The 26,449-nt window shown below is 58.4% G+C and carries 24 protein-coding genes and 1 riboswitch; of the genes, 11 read left to right on the forward strand and 13 right to left on the reverse strand.

Features of this window, described 5'->3' with window-relative positions; translation table 11 throughout:
• Nucleotides 1–93 precede the first annotated feature (93 nt).
• The 6 genes from EDB95_RS22625 to EDB95_RS22650 form a co-directional block, all read right to left on the reverse strand.
• Nucleotides 94–816 carry a FecR family protein gene (locus EDB95_RS22625; protein ID WP_133997717.1) on the reverse strand — a complete coding sequence of 241 codons (723 nt, stop codon included), beginning with the start codon at nucleotides 814–816 and terminating at the stop codon, nucleotides 94–96.
• Between the two features lie 58 nt (nucleotides 817–874).
• Nucleotides 875–2,692: a RagB/SusD family nutrient uptake outer membrane protein gene (locus EDB95_RS22630; protein ID WP_133997720.1), complete on the reverse strand. Its 1,818-nt coding sequence runs from the start codon at nucleotides 2,690–2,692 to the stop codon at nucleotides 875–877.
• 11 nt (nucleotides 2,693–2,703) lie between these two features.
• Nucleotides 2,704–6,105 (reverse strand): TonB-dependent receptor, encoded by a 3,402-nt coding sequence (locus EDB95_RS22635; protein ID WP_133997723.1) that lies wholly within the window; start codon nucleotides 6,103–6,105, stop codon nucleotides 2,704–2,706.
• Nucleotides 6,106–6,266: 161 nt separating this feature from the next.
• Entirely contained in the window at nucleotides 6,267–7,262 is a 996-nt protein-coding gene (locus tag EDB95_RS22640) for a FecR family protein (RefSeq protein WP_133997726.1), read from the reverse strand.
• A 46-nt stretch (nucleotides 7,263–7,308) separates the two neighbouring features.
• Complete coding sequence (locus EDB95_RS22645; protein ID WP_133997729.1) at nucleotides 7,309–7,836, reverse strand: RNA polymerase sigma-70 factor; 528 nt, start codon at nucleotides 7,834–7,836, stop codon at nucleotides 7,309–7,311.
• 36 nt (nucleotides 7,837–7,872) lie between these two features.
• Nucleotides 7,873–9,174, reverse strand: coding sequence for a voltage-gated chloride channel family protein (locus tag EDB95_RS22650; protein ID WP_133997732.1), 1,302 nt, complete (start codon nucleotides 9,172–9,174; stop codon nucleotides 7,873–7,875).
• Nucleotides 9,175–9,198: 24 nt separating this feature from the next.
• Nucleotides 9,199–9,264: riboswitch (Fluoride riboswitch) on the reverse strand.
• Between the two features lie 70 nt (nucleotides 9,265–9,334).
• Here EDB95_RS22650 and EDB95_RS22655 point away from each other — a divergent pair.
• The 7 genes from EDB95_RS22655 to EDB95_RS22685 are packed head-to-tail and all read left to right on the forward strand — an operon-like array spanning nucleotide 9,335 to nucleotide 17,125.
• Nucleotides 9,335–10,348, forward strand: a complete 1,014-nt coding sequence (locus EDB95_RS22655) for an alpha/beta hydrolase family protein (RefSeq protein ID WP_133997734.1) — start codon at nucleotides 9,335–9,337, stop codon at nucleotides 10,346–10,348.
• 17 nt (nucleotides 10,349–10,365) lie between these two features.
• Nucleotides 10,366–11,256: an acetoacetate decarboxylase family protein gene (locus EDB95_RS22660; RefSeq protein ID WP_133997737.1), complete on the forward strand. Its 891-nt coding sequence runs from the start codon at nucleotides 10,366–10,368 to the stop codon at nucleotides 11,254–11,256.
• A gap of 6 nt (nucleotides 11,257–11,262) precedes the next feature.
• Complete coding sequence (locus tag EDB95_RS22665) at nucleotides 11,263–11,721, forward strand: anthrone oxygenase family protein (protein ID WP_133997740.1); 459 nt, start codon at nucleotides 11,263–11,265, stop codon at nucleotides 11,719–11,721.
• Nucleotides 11,721–12,206 carry a hypothetical protein gene (locus tag EDB95_RS22670; protein WP_133997742.1) on the forward strand — a complete coding sequence of 162 codons (486 nt, stop codon included), beginning with the start codon at nucleotides 11,721–11,723 and terminating at the stop codon, nucleotides 12,204–12,206. The genes EDB95_RS22665 and EDB95_RS22670 overlap by 1 nt, the downstream gene beginning before the upstream one ends.
• A gap of 10 nt (nucleotides 12,207–12,216) precedes the next feature.
• Nucleotides 12,217–13,578, forward strand: a complete 1,362-nt coding sequence (locus EDB95_RS22675; protein ID WP_133997745.1) for a patatin-like phospholipase family protein — start codon at nucleotides 12,217–12,219, stop codon at nucleotides 13,576–13,578.
• Nucleotides 13,579–13,580: 2 nt separating this feature from the next.
• On the forward strand, nucleotides 13,581–15,893 hold the full coding sequence (locus EDB95_RS22680; RefSeq protein ID WP_133997748.1) for a GMC family oxidoreductase N-terminal domain-containing protein: 2,313 nt from the start codon (nucleotides 13,581–13,583) through the stop codon (nucleotides 15,891–15,893).
• Nucleotides 15,890–17,125, forward strand: a complete 1,236-nt coding sequence (locus EDB95_RS22685; RefSeq protein WP_162852744.1) for a metallophosphoesterase family protein — start codon at nucleotides 15,890–15,892, stop codon at nucleotides 17,123–17,125. Before EDB95_RS22680 ends, EDB95_RS22685 begins: the two co-directional genes overlap by 4 nt.
• Here the strand turns inward: EDB95_RS22685 and EDB95_RS22690 are convergent.
• Nucleotides 17,122–17,928 (reverse strand): nuclear transport factor 2 family protein, encoded by an 807-nt coding sequence (locus EDB95_RS22690; protein ID WP_133997754.1) that lies wholly within the window; start codon nucleotides 17,926–17,928, stop codon nucleotides 17,122–17,124. The two genes, EDB95_RS22685 and EDB95_RS22690, sit on opposite strands and share 4 nt — an antisense overlap.
• 73 nt (nucleotides 17,929–18,001) lie before the next feature.
• Here EDB95_RS22690 and EDB95_RS22695 point away from each other — a divergent pair, with 73 nt between their 5' ends.
• The gene (locus EDB95_RS22695; protein WP_162852745.1) at nucleotides 18,002–18,910 is read left to right on the forward strand and encodes an alpha/beta hydrolase family esterase; all 909 of its coding nucleotides are present in this window, start codon (nucleotides 18,002–18,004) and stop codon (nucleotides 18,908–18,910) included.
• Nucleotides 18,911–18,932: 22 nt separating this feature from the next.
• Here EDB95_RS22695 and EDB95_RS22700 read toward each other — a convergent pair whose 3' ends face one another.
• Nucleotides 18,933–20,177, reverse strand: a complete 1,245-nt coding sequence (locus EDB95_RS22700; RefSeq protein ID WP_133997759.1) for an MFS transporter — start codon at nucleotides 20,175–20,177, stop codon at nucleotides 18,933–18,935.
• Between the two features lie 24 nt (nucleotides 20,178–20,201).
• Entirely contained in the window at nucleotides 20,202–20,786 is a 585-nt protein-coding gene (locus EDB95_RS22705) for an acetate uptake transporter (protein WP_133997762.1), read from the reverse strand.
• Nucleotides 20,787–20,841: 55 nt separating this feature from the next.
• Here EDB95_RS22705 and EDB95_RS22710 point away from each other — a divergent pair, with 55 nt between their 5' ends.
• Nucleotides 20,842–21,582, forward strand: coding sequence for a chitinase (locus tag EDB95_RS22710; RefSeq protein WP_246073768.1), 741 nt, complete (start codon nucleotides 20,842–20,844; stop codon nucleotides 21,580–21,582).
• Here the strand turns inward: EDB95_RS22710 and EDB95_RS22715 are convergent.
• Complete coding sequence (locus tag EDB95_RS22715) at nucleotides 21,579–21,896, reverse strand: Dabb family protein (RefSeq protein WP_211352182.1); 318 nt, start codon at nucleotides 21,894–21,896, stop codon at nucleotides 21,579–21,581. The genes EDB95_RS22710 and EDB95_RS22715 overlap by 4 nt on opposite strands.
• A gap of 50 nt (nucleotides 21,897–21,946) precedes the next feature.
• Here EDB95_RS22715 and EDB95_RS22720 point away from each other — a divergent pair, with 50 nt between their 5' ends.
• Entirely contained in the window at nucleotides 21,947–22,768 is an 822-nt protein-coding gene (locus tag EDB95_RS22720; RefSeq protein ID WP_133997770.1) for a sensor histidine kinase, read from the forward strand.
• Here EDB95_RS22720 and EDB95_RS22725 read toward each other — a convergent pair.
• Complete coding sequence (locus tag EDB95_RS22725; protein WP_133997773.1) at nucleotides 22,750–23,325, reverse strand: TPM domain-containing protein; 576 nt, start codon at nucleotides 23,323–23,325, stop codon at nucleotides 22,750–22,752. The two genes, EDB95_RS22720 and EDB95_RS22725, sit on opposite strands and share 19 nt — an antisense overlap.
• 44 nt (nucleotides 23,326–23,369) lie before the next feature.
• Nucleotides 23,370–23,594 (reverse strand): hypothetical protein, encoded by a 225-nt coding sequence (locus tag EDB95_RS22730; protein WP_133997776.1) that lies wholly within the window; start codon nucleotides 23,592–23,594, stop codon nucleotides 23,370–23,372.
• Nucleotides 23,595–23,676: 82 nt separating this feature from the next.
• Between EDB95_RS22730 and EDB95_RS22735 the strand changes: the two genes are divergently transcribed.
• A complete protein-coding gene (locus EDB95_RS22735; RefSeq protein ID WP_133997779.1) occupies nucleotides 23,677–24,084 on the forward strand; it encodes a hypothetical protein in 408 nt (135 codons plus the stop codon).
• A gap of 61 nt (nucleotides 24,085–24,145) precedes the next feature.
• On the opposite strand, the gene EDB95_RS27580 is transcribed toward EDB95_RS22735, so the two are convergent.
• Nucleotides 24,146–26,443, reverse strand: coding sequence for a hypothetical protein (locus tag EDB95_RS27580; protein WP_211352184.1), 2,298 nt, complete (start codon nucleotides 26,441–26,443; stop codon nucleotides 24,146–24,148).
• Nucleotides 26,444–26,449: the final 6 nt, after the last annotated feature.

Raw genomic sequence — 26,449 nt, forward strand, 5'->3', positions numbered from 1 at the left:
GCGCCCGAAGGCGCGGCGCCGCGCGCCCACCGTGCCGCGCCGCGCGCCACAACACGCGCGTGCCGCGCGCTCGCGCCGCCGCTGCGCGGCGAGCTACAGCTCTATCGTGACCGCGTACTTCTTAATACTGTACTTGCAAGGCAACGCCAGCGCCAGCGCCCGCATCACCTCATCAAGGCGCGCCTGAGCGAAGCTCCCTGTAATGGCCGAGGCCTTCGTCTCGTCCCCGCGCACCTCCACGGTGACGCCGAACCAATCCTCTATCCGCCGCACCGCGGAATCGAAGGGCGTATGCCGGAACTCCAGCGTGCCGGCGCGCCAGGTGGACAGCTCGGTGGTGTCGTATGTTTCTTTTTCCATCAAATCGATGGACCGGTTGATCATGACCATATTCCCGGAAACCAACGTATCGGACTCACTATCGGGGGATGTATAGGCTTTAACGGCAACGATCGAGCCCCGTAATATTTCCGCGCTCTCCCCTTCATCCTTTGCAAAAGCACTGACCCGCCAGCCGCCCGTCCCCTTCATCACGAGGTTGCGGGTCCGCACGGTGAACGGCCGCGGCGCGTCGAAAAATGCATCCCCGTCCAACCGAACCCCGTGCCGGGCATACACGACCAGCGTACCCGGGTTTAAAACGGCCAATGTCGTGTCAGGTAAGACGACCGTGCGGCGCGCCAGGGAGCCGCTTTCGAGGAAAAGGCTGTCGCCCCGGTGGGTGGTCGTTTCGAGGGTATCGCTCAAAGAAGGGGGTGCCGAAGCAGAATGGCAGCTCCAAAAAGCAAAAGCAATAAGTAGGTACCTGCGCGTCATCCCGCGAAGATAACAAAAAGCCCCGCCAAAAGGCGGGGCACCGAAACCAACCGGCTGTTTACCAACCGGAATTCTGCACTAGGTTTTTATCGATATTGATCTCGTTTTGCGGTATGGGGAACAGGTAGTGTTTTTGTTGGAACACCCGGTTTTCAAAGGATGTCACCGTGTAAAAACCCGGTGGGTCCTGGGTGATGTTCAGTCCATAAAAGGGACCGTTGTCGGTGGTCGTGGCGATTTTCCACTGGCGGGTGTCGAAAAAGCGGACGTTTTCGAAGGCGAGCTCCACCCGCCGTTCCATGCGGATGGCGGTACGCATGGCGTCCTGGCTGGGGGGCACGGGGAGACCGGCGGACCCGTACAAAGGCACGCCTGCGCGTTGCCGGATCAGGTTGAGGTATTTGAGGATGTCGGGGTCCGAAGGATTGGATTCGTTGAGCGCTTCTATGTAGTTGAGGTAGACATTGGCCAAACGGTAAAGGATCCAACCCCGGCCGCCATTGCGCCAGTCGCCGAGGGCCATATTTTTCCTTACAATATAACCCGTGCGCGAATAGTCGTTGCCGCCGATCTGGAGACCGGAGTTTCCCGTATAGTTTGTATACGTGACCACGTCGCCGGAATTCCGGTTGAGCCAAAGCCTGCCGGTATAGGTGACGTCTACGTAAAAACGGGGCTCCCGGTTGATCCATTGGTTGTAGGTGGGCCGGAGGGTGTCGTCGTCGGGCGCCTGGTAATCGGTAAACCCGCCGGTCTGGTAACCGGAATTGGGATCGGTGATGGGCAGCCCGTTGGCCATAAAGAAAGCATCCACCATCGTCTGGGTCACCGCCAGCCCACCGCTGCCGCGGTCTTCGGCCTGGGCCCCATTGTGGTAAGGCGTGGTTTCGTATTGCCGGGTACTGCACGAATTGGCGTTGGCAGGGCGGGCGAGGATCCATTCCTTGTTCCAGTCGGTGAGCATCACATCCCGGCAGGACAGGAAGGCGCTAAAGTTTCCGTTGGCATCGTTTTCCGTAAAGAGGTCGTACGTCGTGGGCACGAACTGAGTGATAAAAGCCTTTGCGGAAGCCGCGGCCAGCGTCCATTTGTTGGCGTCGTAGGTCTGGTTGATAAGGGGTTTTCCATCCGCCCCTACCATGGCTGCATAGTCGCTGTTCCCGTTGTACAAAGGGCGCGCCGCCATAAAAAGCACTTCCTGCTTGAAGGCCAGGGCAATCCCCTTGGTAATCCGCGCAATCTCATCGTTGTTGTAGGAGACGGGCAGATCGGCAGCGGCCTTGTCGAGTTCCGAGGTCACCCAGCTTACGCAGGAGTCGAAGCCGGTGCGTGGGAGTTGTATGTCCCCTAAGGAAGCGTCGGGGGCGATGGACTGGTCGCCGAGCATCACCACGGGGCCGAACATGCGCATCAGGTAGAAGTAAAACATGGCCCTCAGCGCCCGGGCCTCCGCCGTGTAGCGCGTATTGAGTTGAACCCCGCATTCCTTGCAGTCGTTGACGTTCTGGATCAGGTAGGTGGCGTTCCGGATACCCTGGTAGTAGTTTCTCCAGAACGTTTCCACCCAGGCGCTGCTGGCGTTCCAGTTCCCGATGTTGTAGTCGTTGCTGGTGACAAAGCTCCAGTCGTATTCGGCTTCATCGGAGGCACCGGTCCAGGGACCCGAGTTACCATGACCCTGGCCGGAGTTGACAAAGCGCTGGCAGGCTTCGTCCGGGATCTCTGCGTAGATGTCGGCTAAAAAGGATTCGGTGTTGGTCCGGTTGGCAAAAACCTGGTCGAGGGTGAGCCGGTCGTTCGGCACCTGGTCCAGGAAACCTTTTTTACAGGACAGGCCGAGGCAACATAGAAGGGCGGTATAGACAAATTTTTTCATGACACAAGCGTTTAAAAAGACAGGTTTGCACCCAAAGAGTATGTCTTGACGATGGGATAGTTGGTCCCGTTACCCGTATTTAGTTCCGGGTCCCAGAGCTTGAACTTGCTAAAGGTGAGCAGGTTCACCCCGTTGAAATAGATCCGGGCGTTGGTCACCCCGAAGCGCTTTAGCGTTCCCCTGGGAAGGGTATAGCCCAGCTCCGCGGTTTTCAACCGGATAAAGCCCACGTCGCGTTTCCAGTAGGTGCTGTACAGGGCGTTGTTCTGGTTTTTGTCCGAGCCATAAGCCAGGCGCGGATAGGCCGCGTTCGGGTTGGGGTTGGCCTCCGTCCACCGGTTGGTCGCGTCGGCGTACACATTGTCCACCCCCCCGTCGGCGTTAAAGGGAATGATCCCGGTTCCGTTGATGATGCGGCTGGCGTGCCCGGTGCCTTCAAAAAACGAACCTAAGTTGAACTGTTTCCAGGTCAGGTTGAACCCCCCGCCCCAGGTCAGGTAAGGGACATCCCCGTCGCTGATCTTGACCATGTCATAGGCGTTGATGGTGCCGTCTCCGTTCATATCCTTGTACTTGATGTCCCCGGGCATGACCGTGCTTTTGTCAAAGGGAACCGCGGACTTGTTGATCTCGTCCTGGCTGGTAAACAAGCCCTCGGCGACATAGCCCCATTGGGCCAGCACGCTCGCCCCCCTTTGGTTCAGCCAGGGATACGGCTGGTTGGGCTGGTCGTTTTCGATGACCTTGTTGGCGGCGTAGGTCGCTGTGCCCCGCAGGTTGAGGTGTACTTTCCCGATGGCAATGTCGGGGACCTCCACCGTCGCATCAATGCCCTTGTTGTCGACGATGCCCAGGTTCCCGTACGGATTGTTATACAACCCGACGAAGTCCGGGACGGATTGCCGTTGAAGGAAAATGTCGGTCCGGTGTTCCTTGAACAGGTCCACGGTCAGGGAAACCATCGACTTGAACGTACGGAGCTCCATGCCCAGGTCCATTTTCCGGGATTTTGCCCAGCCGACGTTGACCCCGTAGGTCGTCACCTCCGTGCCCCCGATGCCGTTTTGCCCGTTGTTCCCATAGGTATATCCCGGCTGGTTCTGGTTGTTGAGGATGGTCAGGTAGGCAAAGCGGTTGATGCCGCCCTGGTCACCCAGCAACCCGTCCGACCAGCGGAACTTCAGGTAGGAGAGGGCGCCCGACAGGGGTTTGAAAAAGTGTTCGTTGGAGACGACCCAGCCCACTCCATAGGAAGGAAAAAAGCCGTACCGCCGCGCGGGGGCGAAGTTTTCCGACCCGTTATACCCAAAGTCGAATTCCGCAAAATACCGCGACAGGTACCCATACGTGGCGCGGCCCGCCAGCCCCCGGGAGCGATAGGGGATCGAGCTCGTAAAGTCGCCTGGGAACGCATTGTCGTAGTCGCTCTGGTTGTACAAAAGCATGGCGCTGACGTCATGCTTGTCTGCAAAAAGGCGTTCATAGTTGAGCGCCGTCTCCGTATAGATGCGCCGGTTCCCCGCGTTGGCATTCGAGAAGCCCAAAGACGTGTTGGGCGACTGGTACACCAGGTTCAGGTTGGGGGTTCCGTCGGGGTTATAGGGGTTGTTGGGGTCGATGATGTAGGTGCTTTTGCGTTTGGTGCGCGAGATTTGCTGCTGGTTGAATACGTCGAACGAAAACATGCTCGTAAAACTCAACCCCCTCAGCCAGAAGCCCAGGTCCTGGGTCGCCCGGATGTTCGAGTACACCTGGTTGTTAAACGTATTGACGTACCCGCTTTGCGTGGCCATCGCGTAAGGATTTTGCTCCCCGCCGTTGGGGTTGCGGCCGGGCACGAAACCCCCGGGATACATGATGGGGTAGGCCACCGGGGACACCGTGACCGCCTGGCCGAAGATGTCCGAAGGGGAATTCCCCGGGTAGTTGACGTTGGAGATATAGCCCTGAACCCCCAGCTCCACCTTTGTCGTCTTGGTGACGGAGAGGTCCAGGTTGCTGGTAAAATTATACCGCTGATAGCGCGTGGTGGCGTTGTATTGCTCCAGCCCGTCGGTTTTAAAAAAACCAGATTCGTCATAATAGGCCACCGACGTATAGTAGCGCGCATTGGCAGAGCCCCCCGTGGCGCTCAGGTTCAGTCGCCGGTTCGACGCCGTGGGGTTGAACACCGCCTTAAACCAGTTGACGTTTGGGTAGAGGAGGGGGTCCTTGTTGTCCTGTGTATTGGCGATCGTCTGGGCAGAATACAAGGCCGTACCGCCGCGGGTGACGTTTGCTTCGTTGGCCAGGTTCATATAGGTGATCCCGTCGACCATTTGCGGTAACCGGGTAAACGCCGTGACGCCTTCGTTATAGTTTACGTCTATTTTGGTTTTGCCCGCCACCCCGGACTTGGTTTTGATCAGGATGACGCCGTTGGCGCCCCGCAACCCATACACCGAGGTCGACACCGCGTCCTTCAACACCGAAAAGGACGCAATGTCCTGGGGATCGATGTTGTCGATCGCGCGTTCCACCCCGTCGATCAATACCAGGGGGGTGGCCCCGTTGGCTGCAAACGTGGCCAGCCCCCGGATCCAGATGTCCGCCCCGTCCGCGCCCGGCTGCCCGCTGCGCTGGACCTGGACGATCCCCGCAATCCGGCCCGCCAGCATGGTGCCCACATTGGCCACCGGTTGCTTGAGCTCGCCCACGTCGACCGTGCTTTGGGCGCCCACGAGGCTGATCTTTTTTTGTTTGCCATACGCCACCATGACCACCTCCTCCAGGTTACCGGCCGAGGGCGTCAGGGTAATGTCCAACACTAGGGACTCCCGAAGGACCTGGGTCAATGCCCCATAACCCACCGACGTAAAACGTAAGGAATCCCCCGGGCTGCCTTCTATGACGAAAGTGCCCTTGGCGTTGGTGGCCGTGGCTTTACCGGTCCGGAGGTTCTGGACGGTGACCCCTGCCAGGGGCGTATTGAGCTGGTCGTGGACCGTGCCCGTGATCCGTACGTCCGCGTGCTCCGGGGCGCCGCCCGCAGGCAGCAACCCCACCAGGATGTAATTGTTTTTTTGCTGGAACCCAAGCCCCCTGGGCGTGAGCAACTCGTGCAGCACCTCCTCCAAGCTCCGGTGGTTCGCCCGGATGGTGACGTCCGTAAAACCCGCGAGCTCTTCGGGACGGTAGGCGAAACGGAAGTCCGTTTCCTTTTCGATCTCCCGGAAGACAAATTCCAGGCTTTTGGCGTGTATGTCCAGGCTGATTTTTGCTTTTTGCAGGTCTTGTCCCTCCAGCCCGCTGGCCAGTAGGAGACTTGAGGAAAGAAGGAGCGAGAAAAGCGTCAGCAGTGTTTTGGCGACTGTTTTGGTGGGTACAAAAGAAGTACCGCTCGGGCCCTGGGGCCGAGTTTTTGGAAAAAGCATACCTTTAGAAAGATTGTAAGCTGTGACAAGAAAGGTTTACGATCCACCGGCCGCTGTGCACCGCGAATGCCTGCGGCCAATTTTTTTCCCTTTTATGGTGGTAGGATAGTAGTGTGCTTTGGCATAAGCATAATCGTTTTAGCGGGTGAATAAAAATAATCTTACCTGATCAGGACTTCTCCTTTTTCCATCCGGTAGGTGCAGCCGTTCAACATACAAACGACGTCCATCACGTCTTTTATTGGCGCTCCTTTTTTAAAGGACACGGTAAACCGGGCGTTGCTGACGGCGGTGTCCAGCCTTACCGGCATCCCAAACCATCGTTCGATCCTTTCGGCGGCCTCCTTCATCGATATATTGTTAAAGATCAGTTCCCCGTTTGTCCAGGCCGACAGTTCGGTGCCGCTTACGTCTTCCAGGGTGACCATACCGTTGTACCACCGGAGTTGCCGGTCTTTTGTCAAACGCCCCAGCGCCTTGTCCCCGCTATCCACACGCACCACTCCTTCTGCAACCGTGATCGTGACCGTTTTTGCCGTGTATGCTTCCACGTCGAAGGCAGTTCCCAACACCTGGGTGCTCAAATCACCGGTCCGCACGACAAACGGTTTTTGCGGGTCCTTGCGGACCTCGAAAAAGGCTTCCCCTTCCAGGTGTACCTCGCGGATCGGGCCCGTGCTATAGGACAACCGGCTTCCGGCGTTCAGCCAGACGTGCGTGCTGTCCGGAAGGTAGAGGTCCTTTCGTTCGCCTTTGGCTGTGGCATAGGACAGGGCCGGGGTTTTTTCCGGCCGGGTCGCGTAGCGCCACCATAGGGCGAGGCCGGCCAGCAGGAGTACGCTGGCGGCGGCGATCCAATAGGCGCGCCTTAATTGGTGAACCGGCGCCGCAACGCCGGAGGCTGGCGCCCGCTCGCGCAACGCCGCGAGGCCCTGCCCCGCGGCATCGCCGCCGGCTGCGGCCTCCCAAATTCTCCGGTACAACCCCTCATCCACCTCCCCGGAAGGGGCCTCCTCCAGGAGCCCCTCCATACCTTCCAAGAGGTCGCCCTCCGCCTCCTTCCTATGGACCAGGTCCATCAGCTCATCGTATTCGCCGGGGGTAAGCAAGCCATGCGCCAGGGATTGTAACAAATAGTTCAGTCTGTTCCGGTCCAAAGTCGGGATGGTTTACAGGGTATACACCTCAACGGGAGGTTTAGGACTAGTGGTGTAAAAAATTTTTGCGCATCATCTTTAGCGCCGCGAGGAGGTGGTTCTTGACGGTGTGGGGAGAAATGTGCATCCGTTCGGAGATCTGGTCAAAGGTCAATCCCTCAAAACGGCTGAGCCGGAAAACCTGTTGTTGTTGGGGAGGCAGGGTGAGCAACACCTGTTCGGTGTGCCGGCGGAGGTCGTTGTGTAGGATGGTGTGCTCTGTGTCGTTGCAGTGCTGCTGTAACCGCTGGAAAAAACGCCGCCGGGCGTTAAGCCCATGGGTTTGTTTTCGTAAAGCGTTCAGCGTTAAGTTTTTGGCAGTCCTGAAAAGATAGGCTTCCAAAGATTGCCGCTCGTCCAGGCCTTCCCGGTGCTGCCAGACCGCGAGGAATGCTTCCTGAACCACGTCCTCGCTGGGGGCCTTGTCCTTGAGAAAGTACTGCACAAAACACGTCAGTCGGGAACCGTACAAAACGAAGAGCTCGTGAAAAGCCCTTTCATCGCTTTGTCGCAGCCGGAGCGTTAGTTCTGTCATGTCGGAGGGCACTGGTGCAGTCGTTTGAAAATAAAATTAACGGTTTTCCCTGATTTCCTTTAGTGTTTTGCCCTTGTCGTGGCGTAGCCGCTCAACTTTCGAAACGCCCACCCGCTGGGAATGATAGATACCCGAATGACCGCTGAAATAATACGCCGTGAAACAAACGATCGCATAATACAGGACGTTATCCGCACCAAAGAGTTCCACCCCCATGAGGGTGCAGGCGATCGGGGTATTGGTGGCCCCCGCAAAGACCGCGATAAAACCCAGTCCCGCCATCAGGTCGACCGGTGCGCCGCAAAGCGTGGCGAGGGTGTTGCCCAGCGCCGCCCCGATAAAGAACAGGGGCGTCACTTCGCCACCCTTGAAACCCGTGCCCAGGGTAATCGCGGTAAAAAGCAATTTCCACAGCCAGCTCCACGGCGTCGCGCCCCCGGCCAGGAAACAGGAAGGTATGGTAACCGAATGGGCATACTTACCCATTACGCCGAGGCTTAGGTAGTCTTCCGTACCTAAGAGGTAGGTCAACCCGATGATGAGCAGGCCGCCGGCAACGGGTATTGCCCACGCCGGGCGTATCCACTTCTTACCGGCATTTTTGATCGTGTGACAGGTCTCCGCAAAAGCAAACCCCGCCAGCCCGAACGCGACACCCGAGCCGATGACTTTGACCAATAAGAAGAAATCGAAGTGAAAAGCCGTACCGATGTGGTAGGCGGTGTGGTGTATTCCCCAGGCGCGACAGGTGACGTCGGCCAGGACACTCGCCATCAGGCAGGGCAAAAGGGCATCAAACCGGATACGGCCAAGGGTCAGCACCTCCAGGGCAAAGACGGCGCCGGCGACCGGCGTTCCGAAGACGGCACCAAAACCCGCGGCGATGCCCGTCGTGAGCACGATGCGCACATCCCCGGGGGTCAGCCGGAACAGCCGTGCGAAAAATTGCGCCACGCTTCCCCCGATCTGCACCGCCGTGCCTTCCCGCCCCGCCGAGCCCCCGAACAAGTGTGTCATGACGGTGGTCACCAGCACCAGGGGCGCCATCCGGGCAGGTACCCCGCCTCCGGGCTCGTGGATTTCGTCCATGATCAGGTTGTTCCCGGCTTCCGCATTTTTACCTAAGTATCGGTATAACCCATAAATGACGACACCCGCCACCGGCAGGAGGAACAATAACCAGTCGTGCGCAAAGCGGAAACGGACACTCCAGTCCAGCAGCCAGAGAAATAAGGCTACCAGCGAGCCCGCGACGAGCGCAATAGGAATGACCAAAAGGGTCCAGCGGAATAAATGGGTAACGACAAAAAGCTGTTCGAACTTCGTTTTTGGGCGCATAACTCCTACAATATTAACACTTAATATTTTGTAGGCGTCATCAGCCCCGCAAGGGCGGTTACCGGGGCGGACACCATCGCCCCATGGATATATTGCGTAAATATACGTTAAGATAGTGAAAGTCATTTATTATCTTACCCTCCGACCTTGGACATTCGCTATGCCAGAACAGCGCTTTGAAGAATACCTCTTTACCGCCCTGGACGGGTTCCCTTGCAGCTTATGGCGCTTGATCAAAGAGGAGGCTTCCCCGGAAGGACCGGTGCTGCTGGTGCACGGCGCGGGTGTCAGCGGAAACATCTTCAACCCGCCCACCCCCCGCAACATCATCGACGCCCTTTCGATCGCCGGGTTTGACGTCTGGCTGGAGAACTGGAGAGGCAGCATCGCCTGTCCGGCCAACCAGTGGGACCTCGACCAGGCTGCGGAAAACGACCATCCCGTTGCCGTCCGCGAAGTATGCCGTCTCACGGGCGCCGCCAACCTGAAAGCCATCATCCATTGTCAGGGCTCCACCAGCTTTATGATCTCCGCGGTCAAAGGGCTCGTCCCACAGGTGACCACGGTCGTGACCAATGCCGTTTCGCTGCACCCCGTGGTGCCCTGGTTCTCCCGGGTCAAGCTGGAAGGCGCCCTGCCCCTGATCCAATCCGTTACGCCCTTTCTGAACCCCCGTTGGGGCGACGAGCCCGATGACGCCGTGGCCCGCTGGCTAAAACGCTGGGTAGACCTCACCCACTGGGAAAAAGATACGGAAGTCGGAAAGTTCGTCAGCTTTACTTACGGAAGCGGACACCCAGCTTTGTGGGAGCTCGCCAACCTGTCCCGCGTCGTGATGGATTGGATAAAGACCGAATTTGGAAAAGTGCCCGTCTCATTTTTCGAACACATCCGCAAGTGCGTGGCCGCCGGTCAGCTCGTCAGCGCCGATGATTCCGTCCGGTATGCCGACCAGACACCCAAGACCGCGGCCCGGTTTGTGTTTCTGACCGGTAAAAAGAACCGGTGTTTCCTCCACGCCAGCCAGGAAAAAAGTTTTGAATACTTCAACCTCCGCCGGCCCGGCTTTCACCGCCTGTATGAATATGAGCGGTACAGCCACCTGGACATATTCCTGGGCGAACACGCCAGCCGGGACATCTTCCGCGATATCATCAGGGAACTCCAACAATAAAAACCCTTCAATTACCTATGAGTATTCCAAATCGAATCAAAGCCTATACAGGCCGGTACGCGCTGGTTGACGGCATCCCGTTTACGATGCCCGTGCGCACCGTCAACGCCCAGGCCTTTATGGCCGGTTTCTTTTGCGACTATCAAAAGGCTGCCGCGTTGCTGCCCGGCATCCAGCTCCATCCCCTGCGCCTCTGGAACGGAAAGGCCGTATTTATGGTCACGGTTGTCAACTATATCAACACCACCATCGGCAAATACATCGAATACAGCCTGGCGCTGGCCGTCACCCGCGGCGCCCGTCCCGCTCCGCCCATGTTGCCCGCCGTTTTTATGAGCACCTATCATACCGGCCAGTTCATCCTCGACCTCCCCGTCAGCACCGAAATATCCGTAAAGGGAGGCAAGGGCATCTGGGGCATGCCCAAACACCGCGCCAGCCTCGACTTCAATGTAACAGACGACCTCGTCTCCGCGCAATACGAAGACGCCGGTGAGTTTGCCTTCCGGATCGAGATCGAGCGCCCCAAGACCGCCCGGTTCCCCCTCAACATTATGGCCACCAACTACAGCCACTTCCGCAACATGCTCATGGCCTCGTACATCTATTTCAACGCCGGGGCCGGTATCCGTTTTGGTAAAAAAGCCAGGGGCAGCATCTATATCGGGGAACACGCCCGCACCGCCTTCATGCGCGACATCGGCCTCGAAGGCGACCCCTTTTTCACTCTTTTTATGCCCGACGCCACCGGCGTGCTTGACGACCACTTCCAGTGTTGGTTCATGACCTACGACACGCCCCCCACCTCCGTTACACCCGAAGGCATGGAAAGCGTCATCTACCTCGGCCTCGGCGAACAATGGCTGCCCGCACCCTCCATCACCGATTACGCCCGCTTTAAAATTTAGGTACGCATGAAAAATATACTCATCGGCTTTTCCTTTTTCACCGCCTCCATATACATGGGCGTGATGTGGGCCCTTCACTTCTTCTGGTATCCCAGCTGGCAATACCTCAACTTAGGAAGCGTCCAGGACGCCTTTGTAGGCCCCACCAGCCGCGCCACGTCCTTTTTCACCATCCTCGTCCCCATCATGATGGTCTGTTGCATCATCCTGATCATCACCGAATGGAAAAAGCCCACCGCCTGGACCACCTGGGTCATGACCGCCGGCATCCTCGGCGCCACTCTCGTCGGTCAGCTCCTCATCATCCCCATCAACAAGACCGTCGCCGCCGGCGTCGCCGACCAGCAAACCCTCACGACGCTTTTGGAGCGCTGGATGATGCTCAACAACGTCCGCATGGCCATTACCACGGTCATGTGGCTGGGCTGCCTCTTCTTTTGTTTGGTAAGGAAAAATAATCCCTGATGTCCCCCGCACTCCGTTATATCAATATCGCCATCGGGGTTGTAACCGTCCTATCCGGCGCCGTCCAGACCGTGGCTCCCGCCTTTATCCTGCGTCTCGTCCACGCGGAGACGTCTGCGACGGCGACGCAGTCGTTTGCCATTGTGGGGTTTTTTATGGTGCTTTTTGGGGGATTGCTGATACAGAGCCTTGTCGGTGCGAGCCCTCGCGGCCCAGCCGCGCCGGGCGGCTCCGCTGCCGGCGAGCCTCTGCGGCCTTCGCCCCGCGCCGCGGCTCCCCTCAGCGGAGGCTCCTCCACGGCCTTCTTGCCCAGCGTCTTTTGGTGCGGCCTCCAAAAAGTCGGCGCCAGCGTCGCCGTGTTCGTCGGCATCTATCACGGCGTTTTCGGCGGCCTCGCCGCGGCAGTAGCCTCTTTCGACGGCCTGTCGGCCATACTCATTCTCGGCTACTGGTGGGCCGTCCGCCGGGCCCGAACCATCCCCTAACGCGCACCTCATGTCCCTCCTCGACCCCAACGCTCCTTATCGTCGCTCCCTCGTCCTGGCCGGGGGCGGCATCCGCGTGGCCTACCACGCCGGGGTGCTCCTTGCCCTGGAGGAAGCGGGGCTTACCTTCCGGCACGTCGATGGAACTTCCGGCGGGATTTTCGGTACCGCCATGCTCGCCAGCGGCATCACCCCCACCGACGCCGCCCGGCACTGGAGACGTCTCCACCTCGGCGGCTTTATGAAACCGCTGCCTTTCTGGGACTACCTCCGCTGGGGCGCCCTCCCGGCCCTCGGCAGCGCTACCGGCGTGCGTGATAAAATATTCCCGGAGCTTGGTATCTCACCCGACCGCATCCGTTCCAACGAAGACGCGGATTTTACCTTTAACGTCTGCAACTTCACCCAAAAGGTCCTCCAGTCCATCCCAGGGCCGGAAGTAACCGTCGACTATCTCGTCGCCGGTATTTCTCTTCCGCTCTTTATGCCCGCCGTTCCCATCGCGGGGGAGTCCTTCCTCGACGGTGTCTGGATCAAGGACGCCAACCTCACGGAGGCCTATAACCGCGGGGCCGAGGAAGTCTGGCTTGTCTGGTGCATCGGCAATACCCCCACCTACCGTTCCGGCCTTTTCCATCAGTACGTCCACATGATCGAGATCGCCGCGAACGGCGCCCTTTTCGAGGAAATGGACCAGCTCTTCGCCCGCGCGGCCCGCGAGGGGCGGGCTTTCCGCATACACGTCCTTGCGCCCGAGTATGCGCTTCCGCTCGACCCGGACTTCGTTACCGGCAAGATCGATGCGGATACGCTGATCAATATGGGGTACGCGGAGGCGAAGCGATACCTTGCGCACCCGCGGGCCCTGACGGGCGCGCAGCGCGGCAATCCCGCGGTCTACGCCGCGTCCACGGCCATGCGCGAACCCGGCCCCGCCCTTCACTTCCGGCAGCAGTTTCGCGGGCGGCTCGCGGGGCGGGAGCGGCAGGTCAACCTGGGCTTTTTTCTGCGGCCCACGGGGCCCCAGCTTTTTGGGTCGCTGGTGTGGGACAAAGACAAGACGGTGTCGGGTTTTGACGTCACCGCGAGCATCCCGGCGCCGGGGCAGTGTGCCCTCTCTTTTCGCTGTCTCGTAGACGGGCAGGAATACACCGTCGAGGTCCATCTGAACATGAGGGCCTTGTCGTCCGCTTCTGTAACGCTTTGGAAGGACCGGCAGGTGGCTGGTAGCGCACAGCTTTATCAATCCTTCGGACAGCGCCTGCGCAACCGGTGGTTCGCGTATGTCATCGGGGTAGACGGGGTGTTTGCCCGGATAAAAGCGCGGCAGCAACTAAAGGCTATTTTCACCCAAAAACCTATAGCACCATAGATATGAAACAACTCGCCCTTCCCCTTTCCGATATCAAGCCTTTTTACGACGTCCTCATCATCGGCAGCGGCTATGGGGGTAGCATTGCCGCCTCCCGCCTGTCGAGGGCGGGTTTCCGCGTCGGTCTCCTGGAAAAAGGCAAGGAATTTCAACCGGGCCAATACCCGTCGGACCTGGCCGCCGCCGGCGAAGAGATGCAGGTGCACGCCCCGGACAAACCGGCGGAGACGAACGGGCTGTACGAATTCCACTTCGGTGCCGACATCAGCGTGTTCAAGGGTTGCGGGCTGGGGGGCACTTCCCTCGTCAACGCCAACGTCTCCATAAAACCGGAGGAACGCGTTTTTGAGAACCCGCGCTGGCCAAAGGCCATCCGGGACGACATGGACAGCCTGAACCTGGGGTATGAGCGGGCAAGGTCTATGTTGTCTCCGTCGCCTTATCCCGAAGGGGCGGAGGGTTACCCGGAACTGGCCAAGGCACGGGCGATGAAGACCTCCGCGGGAGCGCTGGGGTTCCCGTTCAGGTATCCTGACATCAACGTGACTTTTGCAGACCATGTCAACACGGCCGGTGTTCCGCAAAGCGCGTGCACCAATTGCGGGGACTGCGTCACCGGGTGTAATCACGGGGCCAAGAATACCTTGCTCATGAACTACCTGCCCGATGCCTACAACCACGGCGCGGAGATCTTTTGCGGGGTCGCGGTGTCGCATATTGTGCCGCCCGCCGCCGGCACGGCGGACGCCTGGACCGTCTACTACGACGTCTTCAACACCGGCCGCGACCTCTTCCACGCCCCGCCGCTCTTTACACGGGCACGCGTCGTCATCGTCTCCGCGGGCACGCTGGGCAGCACCGAAATCCTGCTCCGCAGCAGGGAAAAAGGGCTACAACTGAGCGATACCCTCGGAACACACTTTACCGGCAACGGTGACGTACTGGGTTTTTCCTACAATTGTAAGGAGCCCATCAATGGAATCGGCCTGGGCAACCACGAGGGAGAACCCGTAGGGCCTTGTATCACGAGCCTTGTCGATATGCGGCACCGGGAGGTGCTGACCGACGGCATGACCTTTGAAGAGGGCAGTATCCCGGCGCCGATCGCCTCGGTCGTCAATACTGCAATGCTTGGGCTGGCGGGGTTGGATCCGCGGCACGACTGGTTCCGGGAGAAGAAGCAGGAGGCCATCAGCTTGCTGGAGGGTCCGTATAAGGGCGCGACGAACCGGATGCAGACCTATCTCGTCATGACCCACGACGACGGCAATGGGACCATGACGCTAAGGGACAACCGGCTGGCTATTTCATGGCCGGGTGTGGGGCAGCAACCCATTTTCCAAAAAGTAAACGACGCGTTGAAAACATCGACGGAGGCTTTACAGGGCGAATTTATCCGGGACGTCGTATGGAACAAATTCTTTCACTACGAACTCGTCACCGTACATCCGCTGGGTGGTTGTTGCATGGGCGAGGACGCAGAAACCGGGGTCACGGATCACAGTGGCGGTGTTTTTAAAACGGAAAAAGATACCTGGCCCGGTTTGTATGTATTGGACGGGTCTGTCGTACCCGTACCCCTGGGTACCAATCCACTCTTTACCATTTCCGCCCTGGCCGAAAGGGCCGCGCCGATGATCGCCGCCCGGTATGGTCGCTCCATCGACTATACGGATCACCCGCCCCAGACGCCGCCGGGCGTGGAATACCCGGTGGCCGTGCAATTCACCGAAACCATGAAGGGGTTTGTTTCCACCGGAGAAAAGACTGATTTCCAGGCGGGCTATGACAAAGGCAAGGCGGATGGCTCTGCATGTTTGTTTACGCTCACCGTCCGGACGGGTGACATATCAAAAATGGCAGCAGACCCGGCTCACCCGGGCACCATGTCCGGAACCCTGACCGCTCCAGCGCTTTCGGACCAGCCCATGACCATCAGCGGCGGTGTCTTCAACCTTTTTGAAGCCGACCCGGATCCCGCCCACCTCAAAATGAAATACCAGATGCAATTGCATACGCACGAGGGCCGGACCTTTTTCTTTTACGGCTATAAGGAGGTCGACGACGACCAGGGGCTTCGGCTTTGGAAGGACACTACCGTTTTGTACAGCACCATATATGATGGTACCGACGCCGGCGCACCTGTCCTGGCCAAAGGCATCCTCAAGATCGCTCCCGTAGACTTCGCCCTGCAGATGACGACCATGGAGGTCGTTCACGCCTCTTCGCTGGGCGAAAAGGCCAGGGCCATGACGGCCTTCTCCCGGTTTTTTGCGGGAAAGCTCGCGGACATCTATTTCAAAAAATGGTTATGAGCAAGCGGGATCAATCAGACTATCTCCACCTGGGCCGGACCGTTATTGAAAACCACTTCAGGACCGAGCGAAAAAAGTCAAAGGGCGCCCCGGTGCTGAACCAGATCACTGCTTTTATCGCGCGTCATTTCTGGAGCTGGATCTATTACTACCTGGACAGCCGTTTTGGCAAACCCCATCCGTATCCCACCTATCCTGAAACGGGCGACCGGGGCGTGTATCCCTTACCCGGGCGCAACGGCGTCCGCCTGGCTGTTTGCGCCGACTGGGGCACGAATACGGCCGAGTCCCGCCAGATCGCCGACCGGATGCGTTCCCACGAACCCGACTACACCATCCACTTAGGCGACACCTATTATGTGGGGGAACCAAAAGAAATTGCCGCCAATTTCCTCGATCCCGGTTCGCCCTGGTACCGCGGGCCGCTGGGAAGTTTTGCCGTGCTGGGGAATCATGAGATGTATGCGAAAGGGAGTGCGTTTTTTGAGAACCTGCTGCCGACGATGGGACCCGCCGCCGCGCCCGGCCGGGCGCTCCTCGGCCAGCGCGCCGGCTACTTCTGCCTCGAAAACGCCCACTGGCGCCTCCTGGGCCTCGACACCGGCTATCACTCGATCGGCAAACCGATCCTGGAGCTGTTGCCCCGGTTCCAGCCCGACTGCCGCCTGGACGATACCCTTGTGCAGTGGCTAAAGAATGTCGTGCGGGTAGGGGAGGATCAAAGGGGACTTGTGCTGATGACCCACCACCAGTATATCAGTGCATTTAACGAACCCGAATACACGGTACCGGCGCGCCAGCTTGCCGAACTCATCGGGGAAGACCGTCCGGTGATCTGGATATGGGGGCACGAGCACCGGTTTTCGTTGTATGAAAAGTTCTCGATGAAAAACGGCCTCACAGCTTATGGCCGTTGTATCGGTCATGGGGGTATGCCGATCGAAATAAAGACCGATGCGCGCAAGCCCGGTAATAAAGGCTACGATCGCCTGGTCATGGTAGACGACCGGGTTCGCCCGGGGGTGGGGGCGCCAAAGGGAGATCCGCTGGGATGGAATGGCTACGCGGTGTTGACCGTCAACGGTCCGGAACTGACGATTGAATATTGCGATGCGGAACGATCGTTGTTCAGTGAGACATGGACGAGCGAGATGCGCGGTACCGTCACGGTCGACCCGCATTGTCCGTTAAAACCGGTGTCGGGCAAACAGTGGCAGGACGCGGTGCGTTAGCGCGTCACTGCCCCCAGTATCTTCGAATACGCCTCATCATCCGATTCCCAGAGTTCGATCTTGTTGTTTTCCGGATCGAGGATGTGGACGAATTTCCCATAAGGATAGGCCTCGATCTCGTCCAGCACGACGACCCCTTCCTCGCGCAATTGGGCGACGAGGGATTCGATGTGGACCACGCGATAATTAAACATAAAATCCTTGTCCGAGGGGGCAAAGTAATTGGTATCCGGGGGGAAGGGGCTCCAGGCGGTAAAGCCTTTCCGGCGACCGTCCCATTGTCTCCAGGCAAAACTTGTCCCGTACGCGTCGGTGCGGAGCCCGAGGTGACGGGTGTACCATTCCTTTAGTTTTTCCGGTTCCCGGCACTTGAAAAAGACACCCCCGATGGAGGTAACCCGGGCGCCATCGGGCGAAACTGCCGCGTGCCGGTCAATGATGTCGAATGGGATTTTTGTATCCGCGTATACTTGCCAATGGCTGATCTGGTCTCCCAGTATCTGGGCCTTCCAGGCGGCCGGGATCCTCCAATGGTTTTCCCCCGGGATACCCAGGTATGTCCCCATCGCAAAACCGGTGGCCAGGACGGTATGGGCGGTTTCCAGCGCGTCCGTGAGCTCGATGGCATAGTCCGGGAACCAATGAAAGTATTTGATCCACCCGTCCCTGGCCGCGTCTGCCCCGTTCACCCGGTTGCCGATGGCGTCTAAGAAAACGTGGTCCGGGGTCATGAGCGAATGCAACCGTTCGGCGTCACGGGCGTTGATGGCCGTGACAAAATCGAAAAAAGCTACTGTCGACATGAGGGTTCTTTGTACTGTAATATACTTATATACGCCCGTCCCCCGTTTATACGGGAACGAAAAAAACTGCCGTATGCGTTTTTGCTATACGATCCTTGCCCTGTTCCTGGCACTTCAGGGGGGCGCCCAAAACGCCGTTCACCTGGGGACACGAGACTTCCTGGTATACGTCCCGAAGCGCATCACTTCCGGCGCCCATCCGTTGATCCTCGTGCTCCACGGACGGCTGGGGACGGGTTCAGGGATGGTGCGGCTGGCAGACTTCAGGCCCATTGCCGACCGGGAAGGCGTGATCCTCGTTTACCCCGACGGCATCGACCGGAGCTGGAACGATGGACGGACCTCTTCCCCGGCGTATAAAAAGGGGGTGGACGATGTGGATTTTATCAACCGGACCATCGACTATATGGCGGCGCACTACCCGGTAGACTCCACGAGGGTATACGTTACCGGGATGTCCAACGGCGGGTTTATGACCTCCAGGCTGGGGGATGAGCTGACAAAACGCATTGCCGCCATCGCTGTGGTAGCGGCTTCCGTCGACAAAGACGAAAAGCCTGCGACGATTCCGCTTCCCGTATTATACCTCCAGGGAACCAAGGATCCCCTTGTTCCCTTCAAGGGCGGCGCCATCAGGGGCGGCACCATTTTGTCCCACCAGGAGACCTTGGACCGCTGGGTGGCCATCGATGGTTGCGATCCGGCGCCGGTGGTCGTGACCCGGCCGGACAGCGCACATGACGGCACCACCATCACCAAACAAACCTACACCAACAGGCAAACGGGCATCCAGGTCGTGGGTATCACTGTTGAAGACGGCGGCCACACCTGGCCCGGCGGATGGCCCTACCTGCCCAAGGCGATCATCGGCATCACCAGCCGCAACCTGGATGCGAACGAAGCCATCTGGGAATTCTTCAGGCTGTTCCGGCGCGTCTCTTCTCCAAAGGGCGCCACAGGCGTCCTGCCCGAAGGGCCATAATTAGCGGTGTTGCGGCGGCAGCCTAAATTGTCCGCTTAGGCTGCCGCCGCAACTCAATATTAGGAAGGAATCCTGTCAGAAGACCGATCAACGGCAGGAAGGAGCATACCTTGTACACAAAACGGATGCTGGTGTGGTCGGCCAGGTTGCCGAGGACGGCGGACCCCAGCCCGCCCATCCCAAAAGCCAGCCCGAAAAACAAACCGGCAATCATCCCCAGTTTGCCCGGCACCAATTCCTGGGCGTATACCAGGATAGCCGAAAATGCGGAGGCCAGGATGACCCCGATAAAAACCGTCAGCACGGTGGTCCAGAAGAGGCTGGCATAAGGCAGCATTAGGGTGAAGGGCGCCACCCCCAGGATCGAAAACCAGATCACGTATTTGCGCCCGTACCGGTCCCCCACCGGTCCCCCGATCAGGGTGCCGGCCGCCACCGCAAACAAAAAGATGAACAAGTGTATCTGCGCATTCTGTACCGAGACGCCGAACTTACTCATCAGGTAGAAGGTATAATAGCTGGACATACTCGCCAGGTAGAAATATTTGGAGAAAATGAGGGCCAGCAGGATGCCCAGCGATACGATCACGGTACGCGCCGGCAGGGGAGGACCGGAAGCCGCGCGCGAGGCCTGGACGGTACGACCGGCGCGTACCCGGTACCATGCGCCCACCCGGAGCAATACCACGATGGCGGCAACCGCCGCCAGGCTGAACCAGGCAATATATCGCTGTCCGTGGGGAACGACGATCCAGGCAGCCAGCAAGGGGCCCAGCGAACTGCCGGCGTTACCCCCCAACTGGAAAACGGATTGCGCCAGCCCCCTTTTGCCACCCGAGGCCAGAAAGGCCACCCGGGAAGATTCGGGGTGGAAGATCGAGGAGCCGATGCCGACCAGGGCCACCGACACCAGGACCATGGCGTATGTATGCGCCATCGATAAACACACCAGGCCCCCCAGGGAAAAGGTCATCCCCGCTGCCAGCGACCAGGGCTGCGGTCGTTTGTCGGTAAAAAAGCCGACCATGGGCTGGAGAAGGCTCGCGGTCAGTTGAAAGGTAAAGGTGATCATCCCGAGCTGCCCAAAGCTGACGTGCAGCGATTGTTTGAGCAAAGGGTAGATCGAGGGAATCAGCGACTGGATGGTGTCGTTGAGCAGGTGGGAGATGCTGATCATCACGAGCACGGAATACACCGTCCGCTCCGCTATCTGTTTGGCTTGCAGGGCGGACGGTGCAACCGTTCCTGTGACCTGGAGGTCTTTCATGCCTCCAAATATACGACCGTAATGCTAGGACTTGATACCCAGCGGCAACACGGTCTTTCCATAGACATCGTTGAGGAGGGTTGCCGTAGCGGTGTATATGGCAGTGGCCCCGCAGAGGATCCCTTCGCCCCCGGCAATCATACCAAGGTTTTTGTTGCCTGAAAATTCGCTGAAGGCCAGCAACAGGAAAAGGATGGTCAGCGTGGCGAATACCACCTGCAGGGCGCGGCTGATCCGGAGGGTGCCCAGGAACAACAGGAAGGTGAAGATGCCCCAAAGCAACAGGTAGCAGCCCAACGATTTGCCTGTGATGGCCGCGGCCCAGCCAAGCTTTGGCAGGACCAGAAGGGTGACCAGGGTCAGCCAGAAGAAACCGTAAGAGAGAAAGGCTGTAAAGCCGAAGGTATTTTTTTTGCGCGCCTCCATGATCCCCGCGATGACCTGGGCCAGCCCGCCGTAAAAGATGCCCATCGCCAGGATCATTGAGTCCAGGTCATACAGGCCGGCGTTGTGCAGGTTGAGCAGGACGGTCGTCATACCGAAAGCAAACAGGCCGAGTGGAGCGGGATTTGCGGAATTGTCCTTGAGGACAACGGTTGTTTCATTCATGAGCAATCGTTTGAGGTTTTTTTTGAATGTAAGTATTTTTCTCAATTTTGCTGGTATGAGTTGGATTTTTCTTCTACTACCCGTCCTGATCAACAGCGCCGATTGGGATCATTTGTTTCCCCATCGCAACGCCTTATACACTTTCCAGGCCTTCCAATCCGCCGCTGCCCGCTTCCCGGGATTCCTGTCGGAAACCGACGACACCCTTCGCCGGAGGGAGCTCGCCGCTTTTCTTGCCAACGTTTCCCAGGAAACGAGCGGTGGCTGGGACAAGGCGCCGGGAGGATATTGCGCATGGGGGTTGTACTTTGTTTCGGAAGGGAAAGGGACGTATGCGGACACCACCAAGCCCGCTTACCCTCCCGCCCCCGGACAGGCATACTATGGCCGGGGACCCGTGCAGCTCAGTTGGAACTACAACTATGGGCAGTTCAGCCAGGCCTTCTTCGGCGATAAAGACGTTTTGCTCAAGGATCCCGGTCGGATGGAACGGGACCCGGAGCTGGCCATGGCGTCCGCGGTTTGGTTTTGGATGACCCCCCAGGCGCCCAAACCCTCCTGTCACCAGGTGATGTCCGGGGAATGGACGCCCAATCCGGAGGACCGGGCCAAAGGGCGCGTCCCGGGCTTTGGCGCCACGGTCAACATCATCAACGGAGGGGTAGAATGTGGAACCGGCCAGGACCAGGAGCGAACCCTGCACCGGTATCAGTTTTACCGGTATTTCTGCGCCTATCTGCACGTAAGCCCGGGGGAGAACGTCGGGTGCGCGGACCAGACGCCCTTTGGACGCTAGGCGGTGATGCTATCGGTGACAACGACCCTGGTCCATAAATGGCCACATGCTTCCACGAATGCCAGGTGAACCGGGTCTACCTGGTAGGCGTCCTGGGCCGCCCGGTCGTCAAAAACCGCCAGCCAGGATACCGCATAGGAGGCATCGACGACGTCCCGGGTGGTTCCGGCGGGGACGCCAATGTGCGCCCGCTGGATGCCGGGTATGGCGACCAGGGTGCGAAGGCCCTGGATAAGCCTGTCCCGGTCCTGTATATTGTCGGGCTGATGGAGCCAGAAAAAAACGTGGTGGATAAATTGGTTAGAGAATTCCATTACCCAAATTAGGGGATTCGCACGGTATGGCATGAAATTTTCGCGCTTGGTTGCCAGAGAGACGGATTCCAATGGACGCCACCCCGAAGTCTGATGTAAACCTTTCTGAAATTCACGACCTGCGGCACGCCAACGCCCTACTCCGCCAGCGCAATGCTGAACTGGAACAGTTTGCCTATGTCACTTCCCACGACCTCCAGGAGCCCTTGCGGAAAATCAGGGTTTTTGTGGATATGCTCCTTCTCCAGGAATTGGAAAAGGACCGCTACCATGCCCTGGACCGGATCCGCAGCTCCGCCGACCGCATGGCCCAGTTGATCAGGGACCTGTTGAGCTATTCCCGTGTGGGTCAGGAAGGCCATCCCTTCGTGCCGACCGACCTCCATTCCGTCGTCCTGGCCGCCCTCAGGGATTTTGACCTCCGCATCGAGGAGACCGGGGCCACGGTACACATATTGCCCCTGCCTACCATAGACGCCGTGCCGTTACAGATGAACCAATTGTTTTGCAACCTGCTCGGGAACGCGCTCAAGTTCCGGCGTCCGGACACCACGCCCCTGCTGCACGTTTCCGCCCAGCTCCTGGGCCCGGAAGAAGTGACCGGTTATCCCGGTCTGGCGCAAGGGGAATCGTACTACCGGATTGTTGTAAAGGACAATGGAATCGGGTTTAACCCAGCCTTTACGGAAAAGATCTTCGCCATTTTCCAACGCCTGCATCAGGACGAACACTTTCCCGGGACGGGCATAGGCCTCGCCATTTGCCGGAAGATCGCCCACCAGCACCGGGGAGAAATATTTGCGTATGGACGGGAAGGGGAGGGCGCGGAGTTTCACGTTGTCCTTCCCCAGCGCTACCGGCTTACGCCCTGAAGCTTTTGCATGATGGCCGCCAGGCCGATCAACGTGCCCAGGTAGTAGTCTCCTTTTTCAAATTCCGGCAGGAAGGCGGCGTCTACGATCTGCTGGGTATCCGCATCGGAAAGGGTGGCAGCCACCCCTACACCATTTTGTATGCGCATGATACCCAGGCTGTTGGAGATGCCTACAACAATGCCTTTGCTGGAATCCTGGCCCACTCCCCAGGTATTGCCCAACCGGAGAATGACCGAATCGAAGCCATCCTTGCTGGACATAGAGGAATCTACCGTGACCACGGCGATCTGGATACCGGTCTGACGGCTAAAATCGGCCACCATCGAATCGATGTGTGCCTCCTGTGCATCGGTAAAGAGGTTTTCCCAATCCGTCACGTACCCTGAGGCAGGGGGGACTTCATCCTTAAAGTGTTTGTGGTAGACACGCCCATGAAGCGAAAATCCGCCCGGAGCCTGGGCAATGATCACGTCGTCCTTTTCCTGGGCGCTTGCGGTAAAACATACCTGCGCGAAAAGCAGGCCGATCAGGCTGATCTTTATGATAGGTTGCATGCGGGAATTCGGTTTGGATTCCCTGCTAAGATCCGGGATTTTGCCTAAGGTTTAACTGGTTCCGCAGCCTTTTTCCTGGGGGCCTGTTTTTTAACAGCCTTTTTCGGCTTGGCGGTAGAAGCGGTTTTAGGGGCAGCGTCACTAAACAGCTTGCTGGCTTTTTTTATCCGGCTTTTGAACTTTTTTTCACTCATACCAGGTTTAAAATCAGCAAGGGCGGTTTCAAGTTTAGCGGCAATTTGATGACGTACTTCTTTCTTGGATAGCATATAGTTCGATTAGTTAATAAAAAGGTAACGTAAATTTAATGCAGAATCCGAAGTTTACAATGTTAAGTTTTTTATTTGCACAATGAAGTATTCCCAATCGATCGGCATTGTGCTCGTCCTGGCTTTTGGCGTCGTCGCCTTCCTCCCCTGGATCTACATCCCCTCCCTCCATGTATTCGTCAAAGGCATGGACGCCGGGGGCACCCTTTTTGGCAAACCTGCCCTGTTCAATATTTTTTGTTGTGGCTTTGCGCTGCTATTTTTTGCCATCCCCCGGCTCTGGGCAAAGCGCGCCAACATATTCTTCACGACCATGAACCTGGCCTGGGCCCTGAAAAACTTCATCATCCTGAGCATCTGCCGGGAAGGGGAATGTCCCGAACGGCTTCCCTCTTTGTACCTCATGTTCATCCTGGCGCTGGGCATCCTGGTGATGTCTTTTCTGCCCAAATTGGAGATAAAAAAAGGGACGTCCGAAGACGTCCCTTAGCCATTTATATCGTTTAAACCCTTTCTTGTGTGCGTTTTGCGCAGAGCGCTTCGCATTGCGCTTAGTGCCGTCCGCCGCGGCCACCGCCGCCTCCGCCACCACGGCTACCGCCGCCAAATCCGCCGCCGCCACCGCGATAACCACCACCGCCTCCGCCGCCACGGAAGGCCGGGGCCGAGTACGTACGGGCCGGGGCAGCGGCCCGCTGGGGCTGCTGGAAGGTCCGTTGTTGGGGTTGTTGCTGGAACGTCCGGTTTTGGGACTGGGCCTGCGGCTGGAACGTCCGGTTTTGTGCCTGTGGCTGGAACGTCCGGTTTTGCGCTTGCGGTTGGAAGCTCCTGTTTTGCGCCTGCGGCTGGAACGACCGGTTTTGGGCAAACCCGTTGGTCGCCACGCGGCTGTTCATGGCCGCCGGCCGGCTAAAGCCGCCGTTTACCTGGTTCCGGCCGTAGATGGATCCCCTGGAAGCGAACGAGTTGATCCGGTTGCCCGGCATGGTACCGATCCGCCCGCCACCGGGAGCAATGCTGTTCCGCATCACGCGTCCGGGTGCACCGGAGATCGGGCCCCTGTTGACGTGGACAAAACCACCGCGGCCCCAGGAATTATAGATATTGACCCGGTTGATAAAGACGGGACCACCCCAGTGGCCGTAACCACCATAGAAGGGATGATACCAACCCCAGGGACCCCACCAGGGGCGATAACAGGGGCTGTAAAACCCGAAGCCGAAGTTGAAGTAGGCGCCAAAACCCCAAGCCGGACCCCAGCCAAAGCCAGCCCCGTACCCGAAGGAATAAGGATAGCCATACCAGTAGGAACCGATCCAGGGCCGGTACCACCAACCGGTACCGAAGACGGGGCATCCCCAGTAAGAGTCATACACCCCAAAATAACCGGGGGTATACCCAAAGGTCACGTCGTCATCCGCCTGGTCATAGTCATAGACCTTTACGTAGGTAACGTTGTAAACGGGAGAGTTGCTCGGGATCGCGTAAATCTCGTCCGGGACGTGTACCGCTACCGTCCAGGGACCATAGGGGCTTGCGGACTGGAACCAGACCGCCTTGTCACAGGCATAGAACTCGTCCCCGTCCCGGATCACCGGGGCGGAGGCGTTGGTCGCGTATTCCAGGTCCGTATTGGAAATCGCTTTGAACTTGGGATCCCCATCGTAGTTGGCTTTGAAGGAAGCCTGCGAACGGTCCACCGTCGCCGTCTGGGGAATATCGTTGGCCATGACCGCCTCCTGGGACTGGCTGGTGTTGGGCACCGATACCAGTACCCGGGCTTCGGGGTTGTCCTGGGGAATCTTGGAAAAGTCCGCCGGCAGTTGGGTAGGATCCACCCAGGTCCAGGGACCGTCTATGGAAGGAGCGCTGTACCAGCGTCCGGAAATCAGCGTATAGGTCCTGCCGTCATCGCTATCCTGGAACAGGTCCCCCTTAGCGTTCTGGGCATATGTCAGGTTCGTACCGGAGATCGGTTGGTAGTCAGGATTGCCGTTGGTCACCAGCAATTCGGCGGGACGTTCGGAGACATACAACAGGGGGAGCGTCCCGTTCTGGGCGGCGGCCGCTACCTCGTCCGAATTGTTGTCCGGGATCGAGAGGTTGAGGCTCTTATCTGCCTGCAGCTTTGCCTTTGCATCGTTCAGGGCGTCGCTCGCCGGGGCGATGGTCCAGTTTGTGTTGGCCAGGTCCGAGGTCACCGCCCACTGGTCGCCGATCGGGGTATAGTAATTGGTGCCGTCATACAGGATCATAAAGTTCGTGTTCATGATCCGTTGATAGGAGGTCCCCTGTACCTGTGTCATGTGGGGCTGTCCGTCGATGATCACCAGCAGGGCGGGATCGCTCGAATGGATGATGGCGGGCGGGTCGTTCTTTACGGCAACACCCGAACCCGTACCCAGTTTTTTACCGGCAAGGGCGACGTCGTCCTGCAGCTTGCGCTGGCTCACGACCGGCAAAGCGCCGGCGTTGGCCGTAATGGTCTGGACCAGGCTCTGCCCGTTGTCGGTCAGGCTCGGGAAATTCTGACGGGTAATCGTATAGTTGCTGAGCGTGACACGTCCATTCCCGGCGTCATTGGTGTTCGCCTGGAAATAGACCACCCCGTACCGGTTCTGGGTCTCCCCCTGGGAGTGAATCGATACGGACTGGGAACCTTGAAGGGTTTGACCGCTCAAGGAAGTTGCCTGAGGCTGGTATAACCAGATGGAGTCACCACCGGAAACGATCAGGTATGGCCACGCATATGATCCTTTATTATCCTGCGCGCCGGAGGCACTGCTCGTCAGACTGCACAGCACGAAGAGCGGCAAGGTAAACAATAAAGACATTTTGCTCGGTTTCATATATAA

It is taken from the genome of Dinghuibacter silviterrae, assembly GCF_004366355.1.
GTDB lineage: Bacteria > Bacteroidota > Bacteroidia > Chitinophagales > Chitinophagaceae > Dinghuibacter > Dinghuibacter silviterrae.

Excerpts from the sequence above, each read along its gene's own strand:
- EDB95_RS22625 (WP_133997717.1), bottom strand. The coding sequence starts at position 816 with ATGACGCGCAGGTACCTACTTATTGCTTTTGCTTTTTGGAGCTGCCAT.
- EDB95_RS22630 (WP_133997720.1), bottom strand. The coding sequence starts at position 2,692 with ATGAAAAAATTTGTCTATACCGCCCTTCTATGTTGCCTCGGCCTGTCC.
- EDB95_RS22635 (WP_133997723.1), bottom strand. The coding sequence starts at position 6,105 with ATGCTTTTTCCAAAAACTCGGCCCCAGGGCCCGAGCGGTACTTCTTTT.
- EDB95_RS22645 (WP_133997729.1), bottom strand. The coding sequence starts at position 7,836 with ATGACAGAACTAACGCTCCGGCTGCGACAAAGCGATGAAAGGGCTTTT.
- EDB95_RS22650 (WP_133997732.1), bottom strand. The coding sequence starts at position 9,174 with ATGCGCCCAAAAACGAAGTTCGAACAGCTTTTTGTCGTTACCCATTTA.
- EDB95_RS22655 (WP_133997734.1), top strand. The coding sequence starts at position 9,335 with ATGCCAGAACAGCGCTTTGAAGAATACCTCTTTACCGCCCTGGACGGG.
- EDB95_RS22660 (WP_133997737.1), top strand. The coding sequence starts at position 10,366 with ATGAGTATTCCAAATCGAATCAAAGCCTATACAGGCCGGTACGCGCTG.
- EDB95_RS22665 (WP_133997740.1), top strand. The coding sequence starts at position 11,263 with ATGAAAAATATACTCATCGGCTTTTCCTTTTTCACCGCCTCCATATAC.
- EDB95_RS22670 (WP_133997742.1), top strand. The coding sequence starts at position 11,721 with ATGTCCCCCGCACTCCGTTATATCAATATCGCCATCGGGGTTGTAACC.
- EDB95_RS22675 (WP_133997745.1), top strand. The coding sequence starts at position 12,217 with ATGTCCCTCCTCGACCCCAACGCTCCTTATCGTCGCTCCCTCGTCCTG.
- EDB95_RS22680 (WP_133997748.1), top strand. The coding sequence starts at position 13,581 with ATGAAACAACTCGCCCTTCCCCTTTCCGATATCAAGCCTTTTTACGAC.
- EDB95_RS22685 (WP_162852744.1), top strand. The coding sequence starts at position 15,890 with ATGAGCAAGCGGGATCAATCAGACTATCTCCACCTGGGCCGGACCGTT.
- EDB95_RS22690 (WP_133997754.1), bottom strand. The coding sequence starts at position 17,928 with ATGTCGACAGTAGCTTTTTTCGATTTTGTCACGGCCATCAACGCCCGT.
- EDB95_RS22695 (WP_162852745.1), top strand. The coding sequence starts at position 18,002 with ATGCGTTTTTGCTATACGATCCTTGCCCTGTTCCTGGCACTTCAGGGG.
- EDB95_RS22700 (WP_133997759.1), bottom strand. The coding sequence starts at position 20,177 with ATGAAAGACCTCCAGGTCACAGGAACGGTTGCACCGTCCGCCCTGCAA.
- EDB95_RS22705 (WP_133997762.1), bottom strand. The coding sequence starts at position 20,786 with ATGAATGAAACAACCGTTGTCCTCAAGGACAATTCCGCAAATCCCGCT.
- EDB95_RS22710 (WP_246073768.1), top strand. The coding sequence starts at position 20,842 with ATGAGTTGGATTTTTCTTCTACTACCCGTCCTGATCAACAGCGCCGAT.
- EDB95_RS22715 (WP_211352182.1), bottom strand. The coding sequence starts at position 21,896 with ATGGAATTCTCTAACCAATTTATCCACCACGTTTTTTTCTGGCTCCAT.
- EDB95_RS22725 (WP_133997773.1), bottom strand. The coding sequence starts at position 23,325 with ATGCAACCTATCATAAAGATCAGCCTGATCGGCCTGCTTTTCGCGCAG.
- EDB95_RS22730 (WP_133997776.1), bottom strand. The coding sequence starts at position 23,594 with ATGCTATCCAAGAAAGAAGTACGTCATCAAATTGCCGCTAAACTTGAA.
- EDB95_RS22735 (WP_133997779.1), top strand. The coding sequence starts at position 23,677 with ATGAAGTATTCCCAATCGATCGGCATTGTGCTCGTCCTGGCTTTTGGC.
- EDB95_RS27580 (WP_211352184.1), bottom strand. The coding sequence starts at position 26,443 with ATGAAACCGAGCAAAATGTCTTTATTGTTTACCTTGCCGCTCTTCGTG.